Here is a 22438-nt window from a genome sequence, read left to right as displayed (position 1 = left end):
CGGGACCGGATCGACGCTCCGGGTCCAGAGGCGCCGAGGGTCAGGGTGGGGATCAGCGACCGGGCTGGAACAGCACCTTGACGGCGCCGTCCTCCTTCTTCTGGAAGGCCGAGTAGGCGGCAGGACCCTCGTCGAGCGGCACCCTGTGCGTGGCGAAGTGGTCGACCCCGAGCGGGTCGTCGTCGCCGGTCAGCAGCGGCAGGATCTCGGGCACCCATCGCTTGACGTTGGCCTGGCCCATCCGCAGCTGGATCTGCTTGTCGAACAGGGTCAGCATCGGCAGCGGGTCGGCCATGCCGCCGTACACCCCGCTGAGCGAGATCGTCCCGCCGCGGCGGACCATGTCGATCGCGGTGTGGAACGCCGCCATCCGGTCGATGCCGGCGTGCTGCATGAGCTGCTCGGTCAGGGAGTCGGGCAGCAGCGCAGTCATGCGGTGGGCCAGCGTGCCGACCGCGTCGCCGTGGGCCTCCATGCCGACGGCGTCGATGACGGCATCGGGACCTCGGCCGTCCGTGAGCTCCCGGACCGCCTCGACCAGGTCGTCGGGCCGGGCCAGGTCCATGGCGACCACGCCGTTGGCGGCGGCCCGGGCCAGCCGCTCGGGGACGAGGTCGATGCCGATCACGGTCCCGGCCCCGCGGTGCAGCGCGATGCGCGTGGCCATGTCGCCGATGGGGCCCAGGCCCAGCACGGCGACGCTGCCGCCGGGCGGCACCGCGGCGTACTCGACCGCCTGCCACGCGGTCGGCAGCACGTCGGAGAGGTAGACGAAGCGGTCGTCGTCGGGCCCCTCGGGCACCACGATCGGACCGAACTGCGCCTGCGGCACCCGCAGGTACTCGGCCTGGCCGCCGGCGACGGAGCCGTACAGCTTCGTGTAGCCGAAGAGCGCCGCGCCCATGCCCTCCTCGCGCACCTGCGTCGTCTCGCACTGCGTCATCAGCCCCTGGCCGCACATGAAGCAGTGGCCGCACGAGATGTTGAAGGGGATCACGACCCGGTCACCGGGGCTGATGCCCTCGACCTCGGCGCCGACCTCCTCGACGATGCCCATCGGCTCGTGGCCGAGGACGTCACCCTCGGTGAGGAAGGGGGCGAGGACCTCGTAGAGGTGGAGGTCGGACCCGCACAAACCCGACGAGGTGACCCGGATCACCGCGTCCGTCGGCTCCTCGATCTTCGGATCCGGGACCTCCTCGCAACGCACGTCCCGTCGCCCGTGCCACACCAGTGCCTTCATGTTCGGCTCCTTCGTCGTCGACGCGCGACCTGGCGCGCCGGCGGGAGGCCTACCCGGTCGCCCGTGACCGATTCCCGGTGTCGCGCTGGGAGCCGGCGGGTAGGGGCCCGGCATGGCCGAGATCGTCTTCCCGTTCCGCTTCCACCCCGCCTTCCGCGTCGCCGTCGCCCCGCTCGGCGTGCAGCCGAGCAGCGCCCGGGTCGTGGTGGCCGACGACGCCCTGGTGGCCCGGTTCGGGCCGTGGGTGGTCAGGACCGCCCTCGACAACGTCGCCGGCGCCGAGGTCGGCGGCCCGTACGCCTGGCCCAAGGTGATCGGTCCGCCCCACCTCTCGTTCGCCGATCGCGGGCTCACGTTCGCCACCAACCCGGAGCGCGGCGTCTGCATCCGCTTCCACCGGTCGGTGCGCGGCATCGACCCGTTGGGGTGGCTGCGCCACCCGTCGCTCACCGTGACGGTGGCGGACGCGCCCGCGCTGGCCGAGCTGCTCGACCGGGACGCCCACGGCGACCTGGCCCGTGGCCCGGCCACGGCCGAGGAGCTGCTGTCGGAGACCGAGGACGAGCTGTCCTCGCTCACGGCGGCCGAGCTCCGGGAGCGGGCGCGCGAGCAGGGCCTGAGCGGGGTCTCGCGGCTGTCCAAGCGGGAGCTCGTCGAGGCGCTCGAGCCGGGCTCGGACAGCACCCGGACCTGACCCGCTCCACCCGCAGCCCCGACCGGGCGCGCACGGCGAGGCGGTCAGCGGCGGGCGATCTCGAACCAGACGACCTTGCCGCGGTCGGTCGCGTCCTGGCCCCAGCGGTCGGCCAGGCGGTCCACCAACCCCAGACCTCGTCCGCCCGCCTGGTCGGGACGGGGCGACCGGGGCTCGACGCCCCGGGGGTCGTCGTCGGCGACCTCCACCCGCAGCCGGTCCGGCGACAGGTCGAGCGTCACCGACGGTGCCGCGGCAGCGTGCTCCACGGCGTTGGTCACGAGCTCGCTGATCAGCAGCTCCGCGGTCATCAGCAGGTCCTCGCCGGCCTCGTCGAGCGTGGAGCGGACCATCGCCCGGGCCAGCGACGGCGCGGAGCGGTCGGCGCCGAGCCGCACCGTGGACCGGCGTGAGCCGTCGATCAGGGCGGCGGCCAGCAGGAGCTCCTCCACCACCCGGTCCGGCTCGGTCCGCTTGCTCACGAAGCCGTAGGCGCCCCGTCGCTCGGTCGCGCTGCGGACGCGGTGGGCGGGCAGGTTCGACAGCACGACGATCCGCGAGTCGGCGGCGACCGCCTGCAGCTCCGGCAGCACGTCCATGCCGGACTGCCCCGGCATCGCGAGGTCGAGTACGACGAGGTCGGGCCGGTGGTGCTCCGCCTCGCGGACGGCGCTCGCCCCGTCCGCCGCCTCCTCGACGTCGGTGATGCCGCGCCGGGCCAGCTGCCGGCGCAGGACGAAGCGCTGGTCGGCGTCGTCGTCGACGAGGAGGACCCGCAGGTGCTCGAGCGACGCGCTCATGCCGGTGCGGGTTCGCCCTCGGGCAGCTCGATCACGACCGTCGCGCCCCGTGCCCGGCCGGGCTCGGCCCAGATGCGACCACCCTGGCCCTCGATCAGCAGCTTGGCGATGTGCAGCCCGAGCCCGCTGCCGGGGGCCGGGATCGGCGACGCCAGCCGTCGGAACGGCTCGAACACCTCCTCGAGGTGCTCGGCGGGGATGCCGGGGCCCTGGTCCGACACGGACACCCGCACGAGCCCGCCGTCCTCCGAGGTGGCGACCTGGATGGGCGTGTCGGGGGGCGAGAACTTCACGGCGTTGGACAGGAGGTTGTTCAGCACCTGCCAGAGCCGGTGCCCGTCGGCGCGCACCCACCTCGGTCCGCCCTCGAGGACCCGGACCGAACGTCCGGCGGTCGTGAGCACGTCCTGCGCCAGCTGCTCGAGGAGGCCGTCCAGGTCCACCGGCGCCGCCTCGAACTGCAGGTGGCCGGCCTCGAGCAGCGTCATCTCGAACACGTCGTCGACCAGCGACGCCAGCAGCTCGGCCTTGCCCGACATCCGCTCGACGAGCTCCCCCGCCTCGGCGGTGGTGAGCTCGTCGCGCTCGTCGCGGTAGAGGTCGATGAGGTTGCGCAGCACCCCGACCGGCGCGCGCAGGTCGTGGGTGATGATCGCGATGAGGTCGCCCCGCATGCGGTCGAGCTCCCGGAGACGGGTCGCGGCGTCCCGCTCGCGCTCCAGCACCCCGCGGAGGGCGTCTTCGTTGCGCTTCCGGTCGGTGAGGTCGCGGGTGACCTTCGTGAAGCCGCGGTGCTCGCCGTCGGGGCCGGTCAGCGAGGTGATCACGACGTTCGCCCAGAACCGGGAGCCGTCCTTGCGGAGACGCCAGCCCTCCTGCTCCCACCGCCCGTTGGCTCGGGCCTCCCGCAGCCCGTGCTGGGGCAGCTCCCGGCGGCGGTCCTCGTCGGTGTAGAAGGTGCTGAGGTGCCGGCCGATGATCTCGCCGGCGGTGTAGCCCTTCAGCCGTTCGGCGCCCAGGTTCCAGCTCGCGATCGTGCCGTCGGGGTCGAGCAGGAAGATGGCGTAGTCCGCCACGCCGGAGACGAGCAGCCGGAAGCGCTGCTCGCTCTCGCGCAGCGCGTCCTCGCCCCGCTTCTGGTCGGTGAGGTCGCGCATGATGACCCCGAAGCCGGAGAGGCGGCCGTCGTCGCCGCGGATGGCGGTGGTGACAGTGCTGGCCCAGAACCCGGAGCCGTCCGCACGTCGCCGCCAACCGACGTGCTCGTGGCGGCCGTCGGCCACCGCGACGGCCAGGTCGGCCTCGGTCTGCCCGGCGTCGTCCTCGGGCTGCAGCAACCCGATGCTCGAGCCGACCATGATCCGGGCCGGGTAGCCGGTGATCTGCTCGGCGCCCGGGTTCCACCTCACGACGGCCCCGTCGGGGTCCAGCAGGACGAGCCCGTAGTCGACCAGCGCGTCGAAGAAGGCGTCGAGCTGCGGATGTGGCATCGGTGTTCGGGCTCCCGATCGTCGGCCGGTCGAGGGTACCGGTGCTCGGCGCGACCGGTCGGGGTCCTACCCCGGAGGCGGGTCGGTGAACCGCTCCACCGGGGTCGCACCGGGACGGCGGTGGTCGGAGCACCCCGGGACGGGTAGGCGCGCGGCTCAGGAGGTGCCCCGATGACCGTGTTCGGACTGAAGCTGATGTCGGAGCTGCGCGGCCCGGTGACCCTGGTCGACCAGGCGATCGCGGCGGAGGCTCGCGGGCTCGAGTTCGTGTCCATCTCGGACCACTTCCACCCGTGGCTGCCCGAGCAGCACCACAGCCCGTTCGCGTGGTCGGTGCTCGGTGCCATCGCGTCGCGGACCACCACGATCGAGCTGGCCACGGGCGTCACCTGCCCGATCCTCCGGTACCACCCGGCGATCGTCGCCCAGGCGGCGGCCACCGTGGCCGCCATGTCGAACCGCCGCTTCACGCTCGCGGTCGGCGCCGGGGAGCGGCTCAACGAGCACGTGACCGGCGGCCACTTCCCGTCGGTGGACCTCCGGCACGAGATGCTCGAGGAGGCGGTCGACATCATCCGGACGTTGTGGACCGGCGACTGGACGACCATCCGGGGCCAGCACCTGTCTGTCGAGGACGCCCGGTTGTTCGACCTGCCCGACGACCCGCCCGACCTCGCGGTCGCCGTGAGCGGACCCGCCTCGCTCGAGGTGGCCCGACGCTGCGGCGCCGACGCCATCGTCGCGACCGAGTCGAAGGCCGAGCTCGTCGACGGCTGGGTCGAGGGCGGCGGCGACCGCTCGATGACGTGGACCGAGGTGCCCTTCGCGTGGGCGCCGTCGGTCGACGAGGGCCGGGAGCTGGCCCGCAGCCGTTTCCGGTTCGGCGCCGGCGGCTGGAAGGTCATGTCGGAGCTGCCGAACCCCGTGAACTTCGACGCCGCCACCAGCCAGGTCCGGCCCGAGGACCTCGTGGACAGCGTGCCGAGCGGACCCGATCCGGCGCCGTACGTCGCGGCGCTGCGCGCCTACCAGGACGCCGGGTTCGAGCGCATCGCCATCGTGCCCGTCGGCGACGACCTGGACGTGCTGCTCGAGTTCTGGGAGCGAGAGGTCCGCCCCGAGGTCGGCTGACCCGATCGGGAGCGACGGGGCTCACGCCGGGGGGACCGGGCCCGCCGCGATCGGCGGCTCAGCCGTCGTCGGGGAACGGCTCGCCCGCCGCCAGGGCGTCCGCACGCTCCTCGGGAGCGACCACCTCGTCACCCGAGCGCTCCACGAACGCCGGCTCGTCGTCGGTCTCGTCGACCGGTTCCTCGTCGGCGCCGACCGTCACGCCCTGCAGCTCCTCCCGCATCCCGAGGTGCACGTCCCGGATGATCACCGTGATCACGCCCGCGACGGGGATGGCGAGCAGCGCGCCCAGGAACCCACCCAGCTCGATCCCGATCAGCGCGCTGACGAGGACGGTCAGGGGGTTGAGCTTGACGGTCCTCGACTGGACGGCCGGTTGCAGGAGGTGGTTCTCCACCTGCTGGTACACGAGGAAGAACACGGCCATCACGATCGCCGCGGTGGGGTCGTGCAGGAGCGCCACCAGGACGACGATGACGGCGCCGAGCAGCGCCCCCACCAGCGGGATGAGGTCGGTGAGGCCGACCCACAGCGCCAGCAGCCCGGCGAACGGCGTGCCCGTCGCGAGCATCGCGATGAAGCTCGTGCCGCCCGCGATCACCGAGAGGAGCAGGTTGCCGGTCACGTAGCCGGTGACCGCCCGGGCGCAGTCGGCGCCGACCCGGGCCACGTGCTCCCGGTGGCGGTCCGGCACGAGGGAGAGCGCGCCGGCCGCGATGCGGTTGCCCTCGATCAGGATCATGAAGGTCAGGACGAACACGGTGACCGTGGCGGCGACGGCGGAGCCGATGGTTCCGAGCACCGCGAGGCTCTGGCTGCCGAGCTGGCCGATGTCGCCCTGCAGCTGGTCGCGCTGGTCCCGGACCCAGTCCGCGAGGTCGTAGCGCTCCACCAGGTCGCCGACCGGTCCACGGCCGTTCTGGGCGTCGTCGACGAACTCGGGCAGGTCGTCGGCGAACTGCGAGCCCTGCTCCACCAACGGCCGCACGAACAGGAAGACCAGCCCGGCCATGATGACGAGGCCCAGGAGCACCACCACGGTCGCGGCGAGGCCGCGCCGCATGTGCGCACGCCGGACCAGCACGTCGACCGCGGGGTTGAGGGCGACGGCCAGCACGACGGCGACCAGCAGCCAGATCAGGATCCGGCTCACGGCGATCACGAGCACCACGAGCAGCACGGCGGCGGCGACCGACGCGATCGCCGCCCAGATCGTCCGCCACGGCACCGGACGTCGGTCCACGGTCCCTCCTCATCGCCGCACGGGTCGATCCCGTGCGATCGTCACCTTCCCCCGCTCGCGGCGCAGAGACCACGGGGACCGAGGGTCGGAGAGCGGGTCGGTCCTGCGGAGGGGGTCTGGGCGCCGTCCGCAGCGGGAATGGCTCGACGGTGAGCCGATCGCCACAGCCCTGCTCGGCCCCGGACGACCGGTCGTTCAGCCACCGCGACGCCGGCACGGACGAGGCGGTGTGGGCTGCGGCCATCGACCGCGTCCGTCCCACGCACTTCGCCGACCTGGGCCCGCCCGACGAGGTGGTGGTCGTCGCCCCGCACCCCGACGACGAGTCGCTCGGCGCCGGCGGGTCGATCGCGTCGTGGAGCGCCGCCGGGGCGCGGGTGGAGATCGTCGTGTGCAGCGACGGCGAGGCGGCGGGGACCGGCCGGGACCGGATCGCCGAGGTGCGGGCGGCGGCCCGCCGTCTGACGACGTCGGGCGAGGTGGCGGTGCGGCGCCTCGGTCTCCCCGACGGCGGCCTCGCCGACGACGCGAGCAGGTTGCGCGAGTCGATCGCCGGGGCGGTCGCCGGCGCCGACGTGGTGGTGTCGCCGTGGCCCCGGGACGGCCACCCGGACCACCGCGCGGTCGGCGATGCCGTCCGTGCCGTCGCCGGTGATCGGCTCCGGCTCGAGTACCCGGTCTGGGCCTGGCACTGGGGCGGTCCGGCCGACCTGCCGGCGCAGGACCTGGTCGTCGTGCCGCTCTCCCCGTCGGCGCAGCGGGCCAAGGCCGCCGCCGTGGCGTGCCATCGATCCCAGCTCGATGGCCCGGATCCGGTGCTGACCGACCGGGTGCTCGCCCACTTCCGCCGCGACGTCGAGTGCTTCGTCGTCGACGAGGCCGGCCGCGCCCGGCTCCGGCAGGTGGACCGCTCGTCCGCCGCCTTCTTCGACGCGCTCTACCGCAGCACGCCGTCCGGCGATCCGTGGGACCTGGCCCACGGGCCCGACGACGTGGGCAAGGTCGCTGCGGTCGCCCAGGCCGTCGCGGCGCTGGGTCGACGGCAGCGAGGCCTCGAGGTCGGCTGCGGCCCCGGGCTGCTCACGGCGCGGCTCGGGCCGCTCGTCGACGAACTGCTCGCGGTCGACGCGTCGGCCCGGGCGGTCGAGATCGCCCGCCGCCGGTGCGCCGAGCTGCGCGACGTCACGGTGCGCGAGGCCCACGTGCCGGCCGGGCTCCGGGAGGCCGACCGGGGCTTCGACCTGGTCGTCCTCTCCGACGTGGCGTACTACTTCGATCCGCCGTCGCTCCGGGCGCTGGTCGCGGACCTGCGCGACCGCACCGTGGAGGGTGCGGTCCTGGTCGCGGCGCACTGGACCGGTCGGAGCCCCGACCACCGGCTCGACGGCGACACGACGCACCGCGTCATCGGCGACGCGATCGGGTGGCCGCGCGCTGCTGAGCGGACGTTGCCGGCCCATCGGCTCGACGTGTGGGCGCGGCCGTGAGCGGACCGGCTCTCGCCGCCCGCGGTCGCGAGCTCGCCCTCGAACTGGGTCGCTCCACCCCGCTGCCGGCTGCGGGCGCGTCCCGGCGCCGCTGCGCGGTCCTGTGGGAGCTGGGCCGTGACGACCTGCAGGTCGCCCGGCTGGTCGAGCCGCACCTGGACGCGATCGCCATCGCAGCGGAGGCCGGTGGGTCGCTGCGCCACGGGTGCTGGTACGCCGTCTGGGCGTCCGCCCCCCGACCGGTGCTGCGACGTCGCGGCGACGGCACGGCCGCGCTCGTCGGTGACCAGGCCTTCTGCAGCGGCGCGGCCTGCTGCGACGCCGCGCTGGTCGCGGCCGACGAGGCGGGCGAGGTGGTCCTCGTCGACGTCGATCTCCGGGCGGGACGGGAACGGGGGACGGTCGAGGTCGACGGGCGCTCGTGGCGGACCGCCGCGTTCGACGCCACCGGGACCGGCACCGTCTCCTACGAGGACCACCCGGTGCTCGACGGCGATCTCGTCGGGGCGCCGGGCTCGTACCTGTCCCGCCCCGGGTTCTGGCACGGCGCGCTCGGTCCGGCGGCGGTGTGGGCCGGCGGCGCCGCCGGACTCGTCGAGCTCGCCGAGCGCCGCGGGGCCCGCGGACCGCACGAGCGGGCGCTGCTCGGCGAGCTGCGGTCGTTGAGGTGGGCGCTGGCCGCCCAGCTCGACGTCGCGGCGGACGAGGCCGATGCGGCGCCGGCCGACGTCGGTGCGGCCCGCCGGCGCGCCCTGCTCGTCCGCAACCTGGTGGAGCGGCAGTGCACGCAGGTGATCGACCTCTTCGGCCGGCTCTGCGGGCCGCGGGCGCTCGCCCAGGACGCAGCCGCCGCCGCGCGGGTGCAGGAGCTCGGCCTCTACGTACGCCAGGTCCACCGGGAGGCGGACCTGGACGAGCTCGGCGGGCCGGGGTGGTGACCGGCGGCCCCGCGGTCGGCGTGGTCATCCCGGCCCGGGACGAGGAGGCGGTCGTCGCCGCCGCGGTCTCGTCCGTGCGGCGCTCGCTCGCGGCGGCCGGTGTCGTCCGGTCGTGCATCGTCGTCGTCGCCGACGACTGCCGGGACGGGACGGTGGCCGCCGCCCGTGCGGCGCTCGGCTGCTCGGGTGAGGTCCTCGAGGTCGGGCACCGGTGCGTCGGTGCGGCGCGCCAGGAGGGATCGGCCCGGGCGCTCCGCCGCCTCGGCGCCCGGCCGGAGGCGTGCTGGCTCCTGTCGATCGACGCAGACAGCTCCGCTCCGGCCGACTGGGTCACACGCCACCTGGCGCACGCGTCCGCCGGCATCGAGTGCGTCGCCGGCGTCGTGGACCTCGTGCGGGGGACCCCGGCTCCGCTGCGCCGGGCGTTCCACCGGCGCTACGGGCTCGACGGGCGGTCGGAGGGACGGCACCACCACGTGCACGGCACCAACCTCGGCATCCGCGGCGACACGCTGCTGGCCGCCGGCGGCTGGCCGTCGTCGGCGACCGGCGAGGACCACGGGCTGTGGGACGCGGTCGGAGCGCTCGGACGCTGGCGCGTGCAGGACGCGGCGATCGTCGTCCGGACCAGCGGTCGACTGGTCGGACGGGCGCCGCTCGGCTTCGCCCGCGACCTCCGGCTGCTGGTCGGCTCAGGCGAGGTCGAGCTCGGCGGCGACGTGGTCGAGCTCGGCGAGCCACACCGCCGCGCTGCCGTCGCTCGGCGCCCGCCAATCGCCCCGGGGTGAGAGCGACCCGCCCGATCCCACCTTGGGGCCGTCGGGCATGGCGGAGCGCTTGAACTGGCTGGTCCCGAAGAACCTCACGAGGAACTTGCGCTGCCAGCGCAGCAGCGTCGCCACGTCGTACTCGTGGCGGTCCTCCTCGGCGACCGAGGACGGCCAGTCCCCGCGGGTCCGGTCGCCCCACGCGTGGTGCGCGAGGAAGGCGACCTTTGACGGCCGGTACCCGAACCGCAGCACGTGGTACAGGTGGAAGTCCTGGAGGTCGTACGGGCCGACGACGTCCTCGCTGCGCTGGTGCGGGCCGGCGTCGGGATCGTCGCCGGGGGAGCCGGGCACCAGCTCCGGCGAGATGCCGGTGGCGAGGATCGACTCGAGGACCTCCGCGGTCGCCGGTTCGAACGCGTCGCTGCGGGCGACCCAGCGGACCAGGTCCTTGACCAGCGTCTTCGGGACGGAGGCGTTGACGCCGTAGTGCGACATCTGGTCGCCCACGCCGTAGGTGCACCAGCCGAGCGCCAGCTCCGACAGGTCGCCCGTGCCGACCACCAGCGCGCCGTGCCGGTTGGCGAGGCGGAAGAGGAGCGAGGTGCGGGCCCCGGCCTGCACGTTCTCGTAGGTCACGTCGTAGTCGGGTGCACCGGTGGCGGCGGGGTGTCCGAGGTCCTCGAGCATCTGCTGCGCGGCCGGGCGGATGTCGATCGTGTCGGCGTGCACGCCCAGCGCGTCCATCAGCGCGAGTGCGTCGGCGAGCGTGCGGTCGCTCGTGGCGAACCCGGGCATCGTGACGCCGAGGACGTTGGTCCGGGGGAGGCCGAGAAGGTCCATCGACCGCGCCGCCACCAGCAGCGCCTGCGTCGAGTCGAGCCCGCCCGACACGCCGACGACGACCTTCTCGATCCCCGTGGCGCGCAGGCGGGTCACGAGCCCGCTCGTCTGGATGGCGTACACCTCGGCGCAGCGGTCGTCGCGGTCCGGACCGTCGGTCGGCACGAAGGGGAAGCGTGGCACCGCCCGCTCGAGCGGCGAGGCGCGGTCGGGGAGCCCGAGCGTGAACGGGACCCGTCGCGGCGCCAGCTGGGCGCGGTGGTCGGAGGCGGCGTCGGTGAAGCTGGTCGTGCGGATGCGGTCGGCGACCAGCCGGTCGAGGTCGACGTCCCGGACCACCAGCTGCGGCTCGGTGGCGTGCCGCTCGGACTCGGCGAGGATGCCGCCGTTCTCGCAGATGAGGGCGTGGCCGTCCCAGGCGAGGTCGGTGGTCGACTCGCCCGAGCCCGCCGCCGAGTACACGTACGCGGAGATGGTCTGCGCCGAGTGCGTGCTGCAGAGGGACCGCCGGTAGGCGTCCTTGCCGATCGTGATGTTGCTGCCGGACGGGTTCAGCAGGACGGTGGCCCCGGCCATCGCCATCAGGGTGCTCGGCGGGAGCGGGGCCCAGAGGTCCTCGCAGATCTCCACGCCGACGACGAGGTCTGGGAGGTCGCGGGCGGCGAACAGGAGGCCGGCGCCGAACGGCACCTCGCGCCCGAGCACCTCGATCGAGCCGGTCGGCGCGTCCCGGGCCGCGCTGAAGTGCCGCTTCTCGTAGAACTCCCGGTAGTTCGGCAGGTACGCCTTGGGCACGACGCCGAGCACGTCGCCGTCGTGCAGCGCCACGGCGACGTTGAACAGCTGGTGGCCGAGCCGGAGGGGGAGCCCGACGACGGTCAAGGGCACCAGCCCCTCCGTCGCGGCCCGCACGCGGTCGAGGCCGGTCATCGCCGCCTCGACGAGCGCCTGCTGGTGGAACAGGTCCTGGCTCGAGTACCCGGTGAGCCCGAGCTCGGGGAAGACCACGGCCGCGACGTCGCGCTCGTGCGCGGCGCGCAGCAGGTCGATCGTGCCCGCGACGTTGGCGTCGACATCGGTCACCGCCAGGGCCGGGACCGCAGCGGCGAGGCGCGCGAACCCGTGCCGGTACGGCGACCAGAAGGAGCGATCGGCGCCCGGGTCGGCGACCACCGTCCCGTCCCGTCCGTCCGGTCCGTGGTCCTGCTCGGTCCGTGGGGCCGGGCTCAGTCCGAGGCCTGCCGCTCCGCTGCCGGCGCGCCCGCCGACTCCTCCTCGAACCGGCGCTCCGCCTCGTCGGTGTCGCCGCCGGTCTCCTCGAGGAGCTCGTCGACCAGGTCCTGGTCCTGGTCGACCGCCTGCCCGAAGGACTTGTCCTCGTAGCCCGGCTGCTCGTACTTGGCGTCGGGATCGGTCCCGGTCGGGGTGTCGGTCCCGGGCTCCTGCGCTCCGCTCGCTGCGTTGTCGTCCATGGGACCCGCCCTACCCGGCACCGACCGCGCTCAGTCGGACGGTCGCGTGAATGGGGATCCGCGGAACGGGTACGGCCCCTGCACCGGCGCGCCCACCCCCGGCGCGCCCGACGAGGAGGACGACATGCGAGTGATGAGGAAGATCCGCACCATGGCCCTGGCCGCGGGCGCGGGTGCGGCGGCCGCCTACTTCCTGGATCCCGACAACGGACCCGATCGACGTCGCCGGATCGCCGGCGCGCTCGACGAGGCCCGGCGCAGCCTCGAGGAGGCGCGCGGGAGCGGCGGGGGCAGCGCCAGCGCCGACGGCCCGGCCGGTGCCGGCGCGGTCAACGAGGGCCTGCCGACGACCGATCTGGTCTCGGACGTCCTCGCGGACGCCGACGCCGACCTGCCCGGCGCACCTGCGCCCGATCCCCGGCTCGCCGAGGCGCGATCCGCGGCTCCCGCCCCGGGCTGACGAGCGCAGCCGGGCCCGGCGCGCTGCCCGGCGGCTCACCAGCCGTCGGGCAGCGGCCGCACCCCGCCGGAGAACCTGAGCGGGCCGCCGTCGGCGACGTCGGCGACCGGATCGACGAGCTGGTCCCAGGCCAGGAACCGACGGTGTCGAGCCCCCCACCGGTCGATGGCCTTCAGCAGCGCGGGGCCGTGCACGACGTGGCGGAACAGGCCGAGGCGCTCGATGCCCCGACCGCGACCGACGACCAGCCCCTCGACGCGCAGCGCCGCGTCGCCACCCGGGCCCACCGGCCCGTCCTGCACGACGCGCACGTCGAGCACGACCCCGTGGTGGCTCCCGGCGGCGTCGGCGACGGCTCGGTCGATGAGCGCGCCGACCCTCAGCGTCCCGGCCGTCACGACGTCCCCTTCCGGCCGGCGGCGGGGAGGTGGCAGATCACGTGGTCCCGGACCCAGTGCTCGGTCCCCATCGACGCGAGACGGTCCCGGCCGATCGACAGGTGGATCGCGCTGTCGACGCGGCGCACGTCGACCATCGGGATCCGCGTCATCCGCTCGCCGGGCGGTTCGAGCGTCGACTCCATCCGCTCCCGCCACCGGCCGTAGCGGCGGTGGCCGAGCCGACCGGCGAGCACGCCCGGACCGCTGATCAGCGCGGCGACGAGCGCGGCGCCGTCCTCGTCCACAGTGAGCTCGACGTCGTCGACCTTGCCGGCCATCAGGTCGTCGCGGTCGACGATCTGGCGGTCCAGCAGCTGCACGGCGACGCGGAGCAGGCGTCCGGTCATGCGCCCCCCTTGGTGATGATGATGAGCGGGATCGCGGCGACGGCGACCAGGAGCAGGATCACGAGGTAGATCGAGGCGAGCAGGTTGGTGAACCGACCGTTGCACCGGTCGCCCATGTACTCGGGATCGTTGGCGACGACGAGGATCGGCAGGTAGGTCAGCGGCAGGGCCGCCGCGCTGAGCACGATCGAGTACTCGGTGACCTTCACCGGGTCGACGCCCGAGAGCGCCACCAGGGCCGCACCCATGATCGTGAGCACGACGACCAGGTGGAACCGGGCGGCCTGCCTCGGCCGGACGTACTTGCCCCACTGCCACCCGAAGTACTGGGCCACCCCGTAGCCGGCCGACAGCGCGGTCTCGAGCGCCGCGCCGAAGGTGGCGCCGAAGATCCCGACCAGGGCCACGGCGAGCCCCACCTTGCCGACCGACTCCACGACCGGGAGCGGGACCTGCGACAGCTGCTCGACCTCGATGCCGGCGGGCAGGAGCACGATCGCCGAGGCGGCCATGATGCCGAGCGACAGCAGGCCCCCGAGCGGGAAGCCCACGAGGACGTTCGCCTTCTCGATCGCGAGGTCCTTCGACGTCCACCGCTCCTCCACGGCGCCGGACGAGAAGAAGAACACCTCGTAGGGCGTCATGGCGGCGCCGAACAGGGCGACGGCGTAGTACGCCGTGGTCCAGATGCTCTCGTCGTGCGGGATCTTCGGCGCGGTCGCCTCGTGCAGGAGCTCCGACCAGTCCGGCCCGATCCTGACGACCGCCACCACGAAGACGACGAGCCCGAGCCCGAGCAGTCCGAACACCTGCTCCATCCGCTCGAACGGCATGCGCCAGATCACGAGCCAGACGAGCACGGCCACGAGCGGGACGAGGAGCAGGTAGCTGACGCTGGCGACGAGCGAGATGGCGATGGCGACGCCGGCGAGCTCCGCGATCAGCGTGAGCGCGTTGATGAAGAACGACGCCCCGAGGTTCAGCGCCGCGGCCCGTGGGCCCAGCCGGTCCCGGACCAGGTCGAACACCGCGCGCCCCGTGATGGCGGCGACCCGTCCCGACATCTCCGCGTAGAGGACGATGCCGACGATCCCGAGGATCACGACCCAGGCCAGGTTCATGCCGAACCGGGCCCCGACCGCAGCGTTGGCGACGAGGTCGCCCATGTCCACGAACCCGCCGATCGCCGTCAGGATGCCGAGGAAGACCGGCAGCACCTTCTTCACGAGGTGCGCTCCTCGAAGGCCTCGAGCGCGTCGGCATCCGCGCGGAGGTCGCGCCGGATCTGCGGGAGGTCATCGGGTTCGCCGCGCCGGATCGCGATGCGGGCCGCCGCGACGTGCGACTGCGCCGCGTCCAGCAGCGGTCCGAGCTCCTCGCGGAGCAGCACCGACGCCTCGCCCGGCGGAAGGATCGCCCCGAACGTCGACGAGGCGGCGTCGAGGTCGCGCTCGGCGTCGCCGGCGGCGACCGAGAGGTACGGCCCGAAGGCGTCGTCCCGCACGGCCGCCCCGACGAGCAGCTCGACGGTGCTCACCGCCGACGCCGCGGCGCCGGCGGTGCTGGCGGCCTTCTCGCGGTAGTCGCCGGCGTCCCGCGCCGGCGAGGTCAGGCCCGGCACGCACGCCGGAGCGGACCAGGTGATGACGACGAGCAGGGCGACGATCGCTCCTGCACCCCTGCCGCACCGGTGGGTCACGTCGAGGCACTACCCGCTGGGCGCCGATGGGAGAACCGCACGTCACCCGTGCTGTGTCCGGACGAGTCCGCCGTGCGCAGCGTGCCGTCGCGCAGGTCTGACCGACGGGCCAGGGGGAACGGATGTGGCCGTGGGCATCGACGACATGACGACGGCACCCGACGGCGAGCGGGGACGGCGACGACCCGACGGCGTGAGCGACCAGATCGTCGAGGCGCTGGGCCGGGCGTCGGAGGGGTTCGAGTACCTCGAGCGGGCGCGTGGCCACCTCTACTCGATGCACCAGCTGATCGGGCGCGCCGACCTCCTCTTCGAGGAGGCCGCCGACCTGCTCGAGGAGTGCGGGGCCGTGACCGATGCGCGCCGCCTACGGGAGGACGTCGTCGGCCGGAACGTGCTCGACGGGCGCTGGACCTTCCAGATCGTCGAGGAGTTCGACGACCTCTACTACGAGCCGGTGCGGGCCGAGGTCAGGTCCCTCGAGGAGCGCCACGTCGCCGGGCGCCGTCACGTCTACGAGTCGGAGCTCAAGGACCGACGTCGCAGCGCCGGCCGTGCCGGCCACGAGCGCCGTCCGCCGGACGCGCACAGCGACGAGGTCGACGCCGATCGGCGGTGACGCCCCTCCCGCTCAGCGCGTCGGCAGGCGGACGACGGTCAGGAAGAAGTCGTCGATCGACCGGATGACCTCGTGGAACCGGGCGAAGTCCACTGGCTTGCACACATAGGCGTTGGCGTGCAGCCCGTAGGACGTGCTGACGTCCTCGGCGGCGTCGGACGTGGTGAGCACCACGACCGGCACGTGGCTGGTCGCGGGATCGCCCTTGAGCTGGGCGAGCACGCCGCGGCCGTCGACCTTCGGCAGGTTGAGGTCCAGCAGGATGAGGTCGGGCATCGGCTCGCCGTCGGCGCCCGTGCTGCGCTGGATCCGCTCGAGCGCCGCGGCACCGTCGTTGATCACCTCGAGCTCGTGCAGGAGCTTGCTGTCGGCGAGCGCCTCCTGGGTGAGGAGCACGTCGCCGGGGTCGTCCTCCACGAGCAGGATCCGGATGGGCTGGGCGGTGGTCATGGGGTGCTCCTGGCCGGCTCGTCCGGCTCGTCGAGGGGTTCGTCGAGGGCGGTGGGTCCGTCGAGGGGTCGGGTCCCGTCGAGCGGGGTGTCGTCGTCGACGACGTCGGTGGTGCCATCGAGGCCGGTGCCGTCGAGGCCGGTGCCGTCGGGATCGGCTGCGCGCCCCGCCGGGAGCCAGATGTCGACCTGCGTGCCCTCCCCGTCGGGCGGTTCGCCGAGCGCGATCGAGCCCCCGTGGAACTCGACGATCTTCTTGCACAGCGCGAGGCCGATCCCGGTGCCCTCGTACTCGTCGCGGCCGTGGAGCCGCTGGAAGATGACGAACACCTTCTCCCGGTACTGCGGCTCGATCCCGATGCCGTTGTCGCGCAGCCGGAGGCGCCACCCGCCGTCGCCGGGCTCCGCCGTGATGCGGATCAGGGGCGGCTCGCCGGACCGGTACTTGATCGAGTTGGAGATGAGGTTCGTGAACAGCGCCCGCAGCAGCGACGGGTCGCCGTCGACGACGGGCAGGGGTCCGGCCTGGACGGAGCCGCCGAGCTCGTCGAGCGTCGTGCCGAGTCCGGCGACGAGCTCCTGCACCAGGTCGTCGAGGTCCACCGAGCGGAAGGAGTCGGTGCTGCGCCCGACGCGCGAGAAGGCGAGGAGGTCGCCGATCAGCGCCTGCATCCGCTGCGCCCCGTCCACTGCGAAGTGCACGTAGGTCGTGCCTCGCTCGTCGAGCACGTCGCCGTAGCGGTCCTCGAGCAGCTGGCAGAACGACGACACCTTGCGCAGCGGCTCCTGGAGGTCGTGCGAGGCGACGTACGCGAACTGCTCGAGGTCCCGGTTCGACCGGTTCAGCTCCTCGGCCTGCTGGTGGAGCTCGGCGCGGGCCGTCTCCGACGCGTGGAGCTCCGCCCGGATGCGGTCGCGCATCCGGCTCGCCGACTGGGACAGCTCGACGATCTCGCGCGGGCCGGCGACGTCGAGGTCGGCGTCGAAGTCGCCGTCGGCGACGTCGCGGACCCGCTCGTTCAGCTGCGCGACGGGGCCGATCACTCGGCGGCGGAGGACACGGGTCGCCAACGCCAGGCCGACGGCCAGCACGACGAGCGTGGCCGCGACGCTCCCGATCACCGCCCGCGTGGCGGTCGTCAGGTCGGCGCGGGCGGCCCGGCGCTCCTGCTCGATGCGCTCGTCGACGGCGTCGAGCTCCGAGCGGACCTCGTCGAACAGCGGCTTGGACGACTCGACCACGGCGGCGATCGTGGCCGGCGACCGGCCGTCGATGAGCGGGGTCGCCACCTGCTCGCGCCAGGCGTCGGCGGACCGCGTCACCGCGGCGACGCGGGCCCGGAGCGAGGCGTCGCCCGCCGCGCCGAAGGCGGCGGCGAGCTCCCGTTCGATCCGCCGCTCGCGGGCCAGGCCGTCCCGATAGGGGGCCAGGAGGTCCTCGGTGCCGCCCAGCGCGTAGCCCCGGATCCCGGTCTCCTGGTCGACGAGCGAGGACCGGAGCTGCTCGACCGACACCGAGCCCGGGTCCAGCGTGTCGATCAATCGCGACCGGGCGGTCGCCTGGACCCGCAGCGACGCGGCGAGCAGGAGGCCGAGGAGCACGGTCACGACGGCGGCGGCCACGACCATCCGGCGCGCCAGCGTCGACAGGGGCAGCGGCGCGTCGCTCACCGCGCGCCGATCTCGAGCACGGCGATCGCGACGTCGTCGCGCCACCCGCCGACGGCGAGGTGCTCGATCGATGCCAGCAGGTCGTCGAGGCCGTCCGACGGCCGGGCCGCGACGTGGGCGACGAGCTCCTCGAGCTCCCCGATGCGGCCGTCGGCGCGCCTGATCTCGAAGAGGCCGTCGGTGTACAGCAGGATGCGCGCCGGGGGCGCCAACGTCAGGCGGGTCCCCGACCGCTCCGGGCAGCGTCCGACCCCGAGCGGCGCGCACCGCTCCTCGTCGACCAGCAGGGTGCTGCCGTCGAGGATCGGCGGCGGGTGGCCCGCGCTGCGCACGACCACCGAGGTCCGCTCCGGCGGGATCGTGAGGTCGCACACGGTGGCGAAGTCTGCGTCCTGGTGGCGCTCCGAGACGAGCACCTGCTCGAGGGACGGCAGCACGTCGGCCTGCGGGCCCGACGACAGCACGAGCGACCGCCACGCCACCCGGAGGGCCACGCCGAGCGCGGCCTCGTCGGGTCCGTGGCCGGAGACGTCGCCGATCACGAGCCGGACCGTCCCGTCGTCGAGCTCGACGCAGTCGAGGAAGTCCCCGCCGACCACGCCGTCGCGGGCCACGACGTAGCGGCTGTCCCAGCGGAGCTCCGGGCTCGGGATCGAGACGCGCCCCAGCAACGAGCTCTCGAGCCGCTGCTGCTCCGCGGCCCTGGTCTCGGCGACGGCGAGGGCCGCGGCGGCCGCCTCGGCCCGGCGGCGCTCGACGGAGAAGCGGATCGCCCGGGAGATCGAGTGCCCGCTCTCCTCGCCCTTGATGAGGAAGTCCTGTGCGCCCAGCGAGAGCGCCTGCACCACGAGATCGCCGTCGGTCCGGCCGGTGAGCACGACGACGGGCACGTCAGGCGCCGCGGCCCGGTACTCCTCGAGCGCCTCGAGCTCCCGGAACCCCGGTAGGCCCAGGTCCAGCACGCATGCCACGGGCGCGGCCGCGGAGGTCACGGCCAGCGCCTCGTGCACGTCTCGTGCGACCACGAGCTCCGCGCCGAGCGGGTCGTCCGACAGCAGCTCACGGAAGAGCACGGCGTCACCGTCGTCGTCCTCCACGAGGAGGAGCGGTGACCGCCGGGGGTCCGTCACGGGGCGGTGGGTCCGAGATCGTGCCGGCCCGAGCGCGCCTGGCGGAACGAGGGGGAGCGGTGGACCATCGCGGTCGCCTCCACCCGGTTGCGCACCTTGAGCTTCGTGTAGGCCGCGTGCAGGTGCGACTTCACCGTTTCCGTACCGATGTAGAGGGCCCGGCCGATCTCCGCGTTCGTCAGGCCCTCGGCGGCCAGGACGAGGACCTCGCTCTCCCGCATGGACAGGCCCTGGCCGCGGCCGGGCCAGTCGAGCTCGGGCTCCACCGGCGTGCGGCGGTGCGCGATCGCCCGCACCTCCTGGCCGGCCGCGACGCGGAGGACGGCCTCGGCGATCTCGGGGCGGGTGAGCCCCTTCGAGATGAAGCCCGACGCCCCGGCACCCATCGCGGCGTCGACCATGTCGGGGAGCAGGTCCATCGAGAACACCACCACGCGCTCGACGAGCGGTTCGCTGAGCAGCCGGGAGATCTCCGACTCGATCGGTTCGGTCCGGCCGAACGTGTCGAACAACGCCACCTGCACGCGCTCGATGACCGGCTCGCCGATCACGATCCGCTCCTTGACGTCGAGCCGGCTGTCGTGGCGGAGCATCTCGGCGAGGCCGTGCACCACGAGGTCGTAGTCGTTGACGGCGGCCACGCTGACCAGGGCATCAGGCGGCGGGGAGGACGGCACGGGGGAGAGAATGGCTGACCCCCGCGCCACGCACACGTTCCGGGCGTCCCCCGTTCGGGGGAATTGGCGGGCGGACCCGGGTGAGCGACCTCGTCGCAGTCCTCGCCCGGCCGGCGGCTCAGGCCTCGCCCGGCCGACGGCTCAGGCCTCGCCCGGCCGACGGCTCAGGCCGAGCCCTCGGCGACGCCGGGCAGCGCGCCCAGGTCGAGCATGCCGCAGAGGTCCAGGACACGTCGGACGGCGGGGCTCATGCCGTCGATGATGAACGTGCCCCCCGCCCCCTCGAACTCGTTCCGGGCGTGGATCAGCGCACGGAGGCCCGAGGAGTCGAGGAACGTGACGTCGGTGGCGTCGACGATGAGGTCGGTGGCACCGGCCTCGCGCAGGGCGACGAGGCGCGACTCGAGGAGGTCGGTCACCGAGACGTCGAGGTCGCCCGTGACGACCGCTCGACCGGTCAACCGCCCGTCGCCGATGTCCAGCACGTCGGTCTCGATGGCCAGGTCCTTCGGGTCCACGCGGGTGCTCTCCTCGTCTCGTGCCGGCGCGCGTACGGCCGACCGCATCGTGCCCCGACCCCTACCCAGGGTGATGCCGCTCAGACCCGTTGCGGGGAGTTCCCCCGGTCGGGGGAGGGTCAGGCCGGTTTGCCGTCGCCGCGGACGGGTAGTCGAGTCCCATGACGCCCGGGCAGACCCTCCCCATCCCCCGCGGCCGGCTGTCGTCGTCGCTGGTCGAGCACCTCCGGACCGGCGAGGTGCGGATCCCGTCGACGAGCCCCGCCGACGTGCTCGGCGACGAGGACGCGCAGCTCGCCCTCCACGTGGTGTACGAGCTCTCGTACCGGGGCTACGCCGGCGTCGACGAGCGCATGGAGCGCGACGACGAGGTCCTGCGCGTCCGGCACCGACTCGAGGACGCGATGGAGGCCCAGCTGCGGTCGGAGGTGGGCCTCGTCCCCCGCGATGCGGTGGCCCTCCTCGAGCGCCTGTCGGCGCCGAGCGACGGCCCGTCGCTGTCGCGGTACCTCCTGGAGCGGTCGGACCTGGGCATGATGCGGGAGTTCGCGATCCACCGCTCGGCCTACCAGCTCAAGGAGGCGGACCCCCACACGTGGGCGATGCCGCGCCTCGACGGCCGGGCGAAGGCGGCGCTCGTCGAGATCCAGTCCGACGAGTACGGACGGGGCGTGCCCGGTGCCGCGCACGCGGAGCTCTGGGCCGAGACGATGGACGAGCTCGGGCTCGACCCGACCTACGGCCGGTACGTCGACCGGCTCCCCGCGACGACGCTGGCGACCGGCAACCTGATCAGCCTGCTCGGCCTCCAGCGCCGCCTCACCCCGGCGCTGCTCGGCCACCTCGCGCTGTTCGAGATGACGAGCACCGGTCCGATGGCGCGGTACTCGGCCGCGCTGGCCGCGGTCGGGGTGTCGGAACGGGGTCGCCGGTTCTTCGACGTGCACGTGGAGGCCGACGCCTACCACGAGGTGCTCGCGCGGACCGACCTCGTGGGCGGCTACCTGGAGCGGCACCCCGAGGGAGGGCGCGAGGTCGCCTTCGGGGCGTTGGCCCTCGACCTGGTCGAGCGCCGCTTCGCCGGGCACCTCCTCGACTCGTTCGAGGAGGGCAGCTCGTCGCTGCGCCCCGCTCCTGCCGAGGCCGTCGCGGCCTGAGCCCGGTCCGTGGCGCCGGCGCGGCGCCGCCCGGGAGGTCGGCCCGTGGCGCGGGCCAGTCGGCGTCGTGGCTCAGAGCTGGTCGCTCAGTGGCCGGGCCGCCTCCTCGCCGCTGAGCGCGGCGGTGAGGCGGACGATGGCGGCTCGGGCGCCACGTTCGATGACCGTCTCGGGATCACCGGGGATGTGCAGGGTCTCGGCGCCGACGTGGCCGTCGACCATCCACCCGATGACCACCTCGCCCGGCGGCCGGCCGTCCTGCTCGGTCGGTCCGGCCACCCCGGTGGTGGCGACCGCGATGTCGGCGTCCAGCAGCCGGGCGACGCCGACCGCCATGTCCCGCGCCGCCGCCTCCGCCACGACCGGGCCCGGTCGGACCCCCAGCACCTCGTGCTTGACCCGGGACTGGTAGCTGACGAGGCCTCCTCTGAACCAGTCGGACGAGCTCTCGACGGAGGCCATGGCCTGGCAGAGGAGGCCGGCCGTGAACGACTCGGCGCAGGCGAGCGTCCGGCCCTGCAGCCGCTGCGCGGCCAGCTCGGCCAGCGTGGTCAGGGATCGGTCTGGTCCGGCGGGTTCCATGTCGCGATCTGCCTACCCGCAGCCTCGTCGACCAGTCGTCGCGACCGGAGCCGCGATGGATCAGGTCGCCGCGAGCAGGCCGGCGTCGTCGGCACCGGGCTCGGCCACGTGCGTGGTGAACCCGTCGCCGAAGGCGAGGCGGACCGCTCGGAGGAACGAGATCGCATCGTCGGGCTCGTCCGCGCTGCGGAGGAGGCGGTCGAGCGCGTCGCGGTCGCCGCGCACGCCGTGATCGGTCCAGCGCAGCCGGCGGACCGACCCGCGCACCTCGACCTCGACATGCACGTCACCGGTCACCGGCGCGGGCATCGTGGCGGTCACGACGCCACCGCCCACCGCTCGGACCGGGCGTCGCGTCGGGCGTCCCGTTCGGCGGCCTTGCGGCGTCGACGCTCGTGCTCCGAGGGGCTGAACGGCATCGCCGCCCCACGGTCATCGAGCGGGTGCTCCCCTCGAGTGCCGATCGCGTCCACGTCGATCGCGCCTACCTCGATCGCGTCCATGTGGCCCCTTCGTCGTCCGTCTGGTCGTCCCGGTCGGCTGGTCGTCCCGGTCGACTGGTCGGATCGGGAGGTTCCCGC

The 22438-nt window shown here is 74.0% G+C and carries 26 protein-coding genes; 8 read left to right on the top strand and 18 right to left on the bottom strand.

The annotated features are described in order from the left end of the window. Positions 1–52: 52 nt before the first annotated feature. Positions 53–1243 (bottom strand): zinc-dependent alcohol dehydrogenase, encoded by a 1191-nt coding sequence (locus LH044_RS08050; RefSeq protein WP_227759450.1) that lies wholly within the window; start codon positions 1241–1243, stop codon positions 53–55. Between the two features lie 112 nt (positions 1244–1355). On the opposite strand from LH044_RS08050, the gene LH044_RS08045 reads away from it, so the two are divergent. Continuing rightward, the gene (locus tag LH044_RS08045) at positions 1356–1937 is read left to right on the top strand and encodes a Rho termination factor N-terminal domain-containing protein (protein WP_227759442.1); all 582 of its coding nucleotides are present in this window, start codon (positions 1356–1358) and stop codon (positions 1935–1937) included. A 44-nt stretch (positions 1938–1981) separates the two neighbouring features. On the opposite strand, the gene LH044_RS08040 is transcribed toward LH044_RS08045, so the two are convergent. Together LH044_RS08040 and LH044_RS08035 are read right to left on the bottom strand one after the other, a co-directional pair. Then, positions 1982–2737: a response regulator gene (locus LH044_RS08040; RefSeq protein WP_227759435.1), complete on the bottom strand. Its 756-nt coding sequence runs from the start codon at positions 2735–2737 to the stop codon at positions 1982–1984. Continuing rightward, entirely contained in the window at positions 2734–4227 is a 1494-nt protein-coding gene (locus LH044_RS08035) for a sensor histidine kinase (protein ID WP_227759425.1), read from the bottom strand. Before LH044_RS08035 ends, LH044_RS08040 begins: the two co-directional genes overlap by 4 nt. Positions 4228–4398: 171 nt before the next feature. On the opposite strand from LH044_RS08035, the gene LH044_RS08030 reads away from it, so the two are divergent. Then, a complete protein-coding gene (locus LH044_RS08030; protein WP_227759417.1) occupies positions 4399–5358 on the top strand; it encodes a TIGR03557 family F420-dependent LLM class oxidoreductase in 960 nt (319 codons plus the stop codon). Positions 5359–5416: 58 nt separating this feature from the next. On the opposite strand, the gene LH044_RS08025 is transcribed toward LH044_RS08030, so the two are convergent. Next, positions 5417–6601, bottom strand: a complete 1185-nt coding sequence (locus tag LH044_RS08025) for an AI-2E family transporter (protein WP_227759408.1) — start codon at positions 6599–6601, stop codon at positions 5417–5419. A 149-nt stretch (positions 6602–6750) separates the two neighbouring features. Here LH044_RS08025 and LH044_RS08020 point away from each other — a divergent pair, with 149 nt between their 5' ends. The 3 genes from LH044_RS08020 to LH044_RS08010 are packed head-to-tail and all read left to right on the top strand — an operon-like array spanning position 6751 to position 9814. Then, positions 6751–8088 (top strand): bifunctional PIG-L family deacetylase/class I SAM-dependent methyltransferase, encoded by a 1338-nt coding sequence (locus tag LH044_RS08020; RefSeq protein WP_227759406.1) that lies wholly within the window; start codon positions 6751–6753, stop codon positions 8086–8088. After that, positions 8085–9026, top strand: coding sequence for a hypothetical protein (locus LH044_RS08015; RefSeq protein WP_227759404.1), 942 nt, complete (start codon positions 8085–8087; stop codon positions 9024–9026). Before LH044_RS08020 ends, LH044_RS08015 begins: the two co-directional genes overlap by 4 nt. Then, entirely contained in the window at positions 9023–9814 is a 792-nt protein-coding gene (locus tag LH044_RS08010) for a glycosyltransferase family 2 protein (protein WP_227759401.1), read from the top strand. Before LH044_RS08015 ends, LH044_RS08010 begins: the two co-directional genes overlap by 4 nt. Here the strand turns inward: LH044_RS08010 and LH044_RS08005 are convergent. After that, entirely contained in the window at positions 9719–11809 is a 2091-nt protein-coding gene (locus LH044_RS08005; RefSeq protein WP_227759399.1) for an NAD(+) synthase, read from the bottom strand. The two genes, LH044_RS08010 and LH044_RS08005, sit on opposite strands and share 96 nt — an antisense overlap. Positions 11810–11862: 53 nt before the next feature. Then, positions 11863–12108, bottom strand: a complete 246-nt coding sequence (locus LH044_RS08000) for a hypothetical protein (RefSeq protein WP_227759392.1) — start codon at positions 12106–12108, stop codon at positions 11863–11865. Positions 12109–12232: 124 nt separating this feature from the next. Between LH044_RS08000 and LH044_RS07995 the strand changes: the two genes are divergently transcribed. Beyond that, a complete protein-coding gene (locus tag LH044_RS07995; RefSeq protein WP_227759391.1) occupies positions 12233–12568 on the top strand; it encodes a hypothetical protein in 336 nt (111 codons plus the stop codon). A gap of 35 nt (positions 12569–12603) precedes the next feature. Here LH044_RS07995 and LH044_RS07990 read toward each other — a convergent pair whose 3' ends face one another. The 4 genes from LH044_RS07990 to LH044_RS07975 are packed head-to-tail and all read right to left on the bottom strand — an operon-like array spanning position 12604 to position 15054. Continuing rightward, positions 12604–12966 (bottom strand): hypothetical protein, encoded by a 363-nt coding sequence (locus LH044_RS07990; RefSeq protein WP_227759390.1) that lies wholly within the window; start codon positions 12964–12966, stop codon positions 12604–12606. Continuing rightward, the gene (locus tag LH044_RS07985) at positions 12963–13355 is read right to left on the bottom strand and encodes a hypothetical protein (RefSeq protein WP_227759387.1); all 393 of its coding nucleotides are present in this window, start codon (positions 13353–13355) and stop codon (positions 12963–12965) included. The genes LH044_RS07990 and LH044_RS07985 overlap by 4 nt, the downstream gene beginning before the upstream one ends. Next, positions 13352–14581, bottom strand: a complete 1230-nt coding sequence (locus LH044_RS07980) for an NRAMP family divalent metal transporter (RefSeq protein ID WP_227759384.1) — start codon at positions 14579–14581, stop codon at positions 13352–13354. The genes LH044_RS07985 and LH044_RS07980 overlap by 4 nt, the downstream gene beginning before the upstream one ends. Then, on the bottom strand, positions 14578–15054 hold the full coding sequence (locus LH044_RS07975) for a hypothetical protein (protein ID WP_227759382.1): 477 nt from the start codon (positions 15052–15054) through the stop codon (positions 14578–14580). The genes LH044_RS07980 and LH044_RS07975 overlap by 4 nt, the downstream gene beginning before the upstream one ends. 130 nt (positions 15055–15184) lie before the next feature. On the opposite strand from LH044_RS07975, the gene LH044_RS07970 reads away from it, so the two are divergent. Next, positions 15185–15673, top strand: coding sequence for a hypothetical protein (locus LH044_RS07970; protein ID WP_227759380.1), 489 nt, complete (start codon positions 15185–15187; stop codon positions 15671–15673). Between the two features lie 12 nt (positions 15674–15685). Here the strand turns inward: LH044_RS07970 and LH044_RS07965 are convergent, their stop codons facing one another. From LH044_RS07965 to LH044_RS07945, 5 genes are all read right to left on the bottom strand, one after another. Then, positions 15686–16123 carry a response regulator gene (locus LH044_RS07965; protein ID WP_227759378.1) on the bottom strand — a complete coding sequence of 146 codons (438 nt, stop codon included), beginning with the start codon at positions 16121–16123 and terminating at the stop codon, positions 15686–15688. After that, positions 16120–17793, bottom strand: coding sequence for a sensor histidine kinase (locus LH044_RS07960; protein WP_227759375.1), 1674 nt, complete (start codon positions 17791–17793; stop codon positions 16120–16122). The genes LH044_RS07965 and LH044_RS07960 overlap by 4 nt, the downstream gene beginning before the upstream one ends. Further along, on the bottom strand, positions 17790–18923 hold the full coding sequence (locus LH044_RS07955; RefSeq protein ID WP_227759373.1) for a PP2C family protein-serine/threonine phosphatase: 1134 nt from the start codon (positions 18921–18923) through the stop codon (positions 17790–17792). Before LH044_RS07955 ends, LH044_RS07960 begins: the two co-directional genes overlap by 4 nt. After that, positions 18920–19564 carry a response regulator transcription factor gene (locus tag LH044_RS07950; protein ID WP_227759371.1) on the bottom strand — a complete coding sequence of 215 codons (645 nt, stop codon included), beginning with the start codon at positions 19562–19564 and terminating at the stop codon, positions 18920–18922. Before LH044_RS07950 ends, LH044_RS07955 begins: the two co-directional genes overlap by 4 nt. A 200-nt stretch (positions 19565–19764) precedes the next feature. Beyond that, the gene (locus LH044_RS07945; RefSeq protein WP_227759370.1) at positions 19765–20118 is read right to left on the bottom strand and encodes an STAS domain-containing protein; all 354 of its coding nucleotides are present in this window, start codon (positions 20116–20118) and stop codon (positions 19765–19767) included. Between the two features lie 161 nt (positions 20119–20279). Here LH044_RS07945 and LH044_RS07940 point away from each other — a divergent pair, with 161 nt between their 5' ends. Continuing rightward, positions 20280–21275, top strand: coding sequence for an iron-containing redox enzyme family protein (locus LH044_RS07940; protein ID WP_227759362.1), 996 nt, complete (start codon positions 20280–20282; stop codon positions 21273–21275). Between the two features lie 72 nt (positions 21276–21347). Here LH044_RS07940 and LH044_RS07935 read toward each other — a convergent pair whose 3' ends face one another. The 3 genes from LH044_RS07935 to LH044_RS07925 are packed head-to-tail and all read right to left on the bottom strand — an operon-like array spanning position 21348 to position 22360. Continuing rightward, the gene (locus LH044_RS07935; protein WP_227759361.1) at positions 21348–21857 is read right to left on the bottom strand and encodes a CinA family protein; all 510 of its coding nucleotides are present in this window, start codon (positions 21855–21857) and stop codon (positions 21348–21350) included. Between the two features lie 60 nt (positions 21858–21917). Then, positions 21918–22178, bottom strand: a complete 261-nt coding sequence (locus LH044_RS07930) for a hypothetical protein (RefSeq protein WP_227759354.1) — start codon at positions 22176–22178, stop codon at positions 21918–21920. Beyond that, positions 22175–22360, bottom strand: a complete 186-nt coding sequence (locus LH044_RS07925) for a hypothetical protein (protein ID WP_227759352.1) — start codon at positions 22358–22360, stop codon at positions 22175–22177. The genes LH044_RS07930 and LH044_RS07925 overlap by 4 nt, the downstream gene beginning before the upstream one ends. Between the last annotated feature and the right edge of the window lie 78 nt (positions 22361–22438).

It is taken from the genome of Dermatobacter hominis (assembly GCF_020715685.1).
In the GTDB taxonomy this organism is placed as follows: domain Bacteria; phylum Actinomycetota; class Acidimicrobiia; order Acidimicrobiales; family Microtrichaceae; genus Dermatobacter; species Dermatobacter hominis.
Note: the sequence above shows the minus strand (reverse complement) of the source record. Positions and strands in the feature narration are given on the sequence as shown.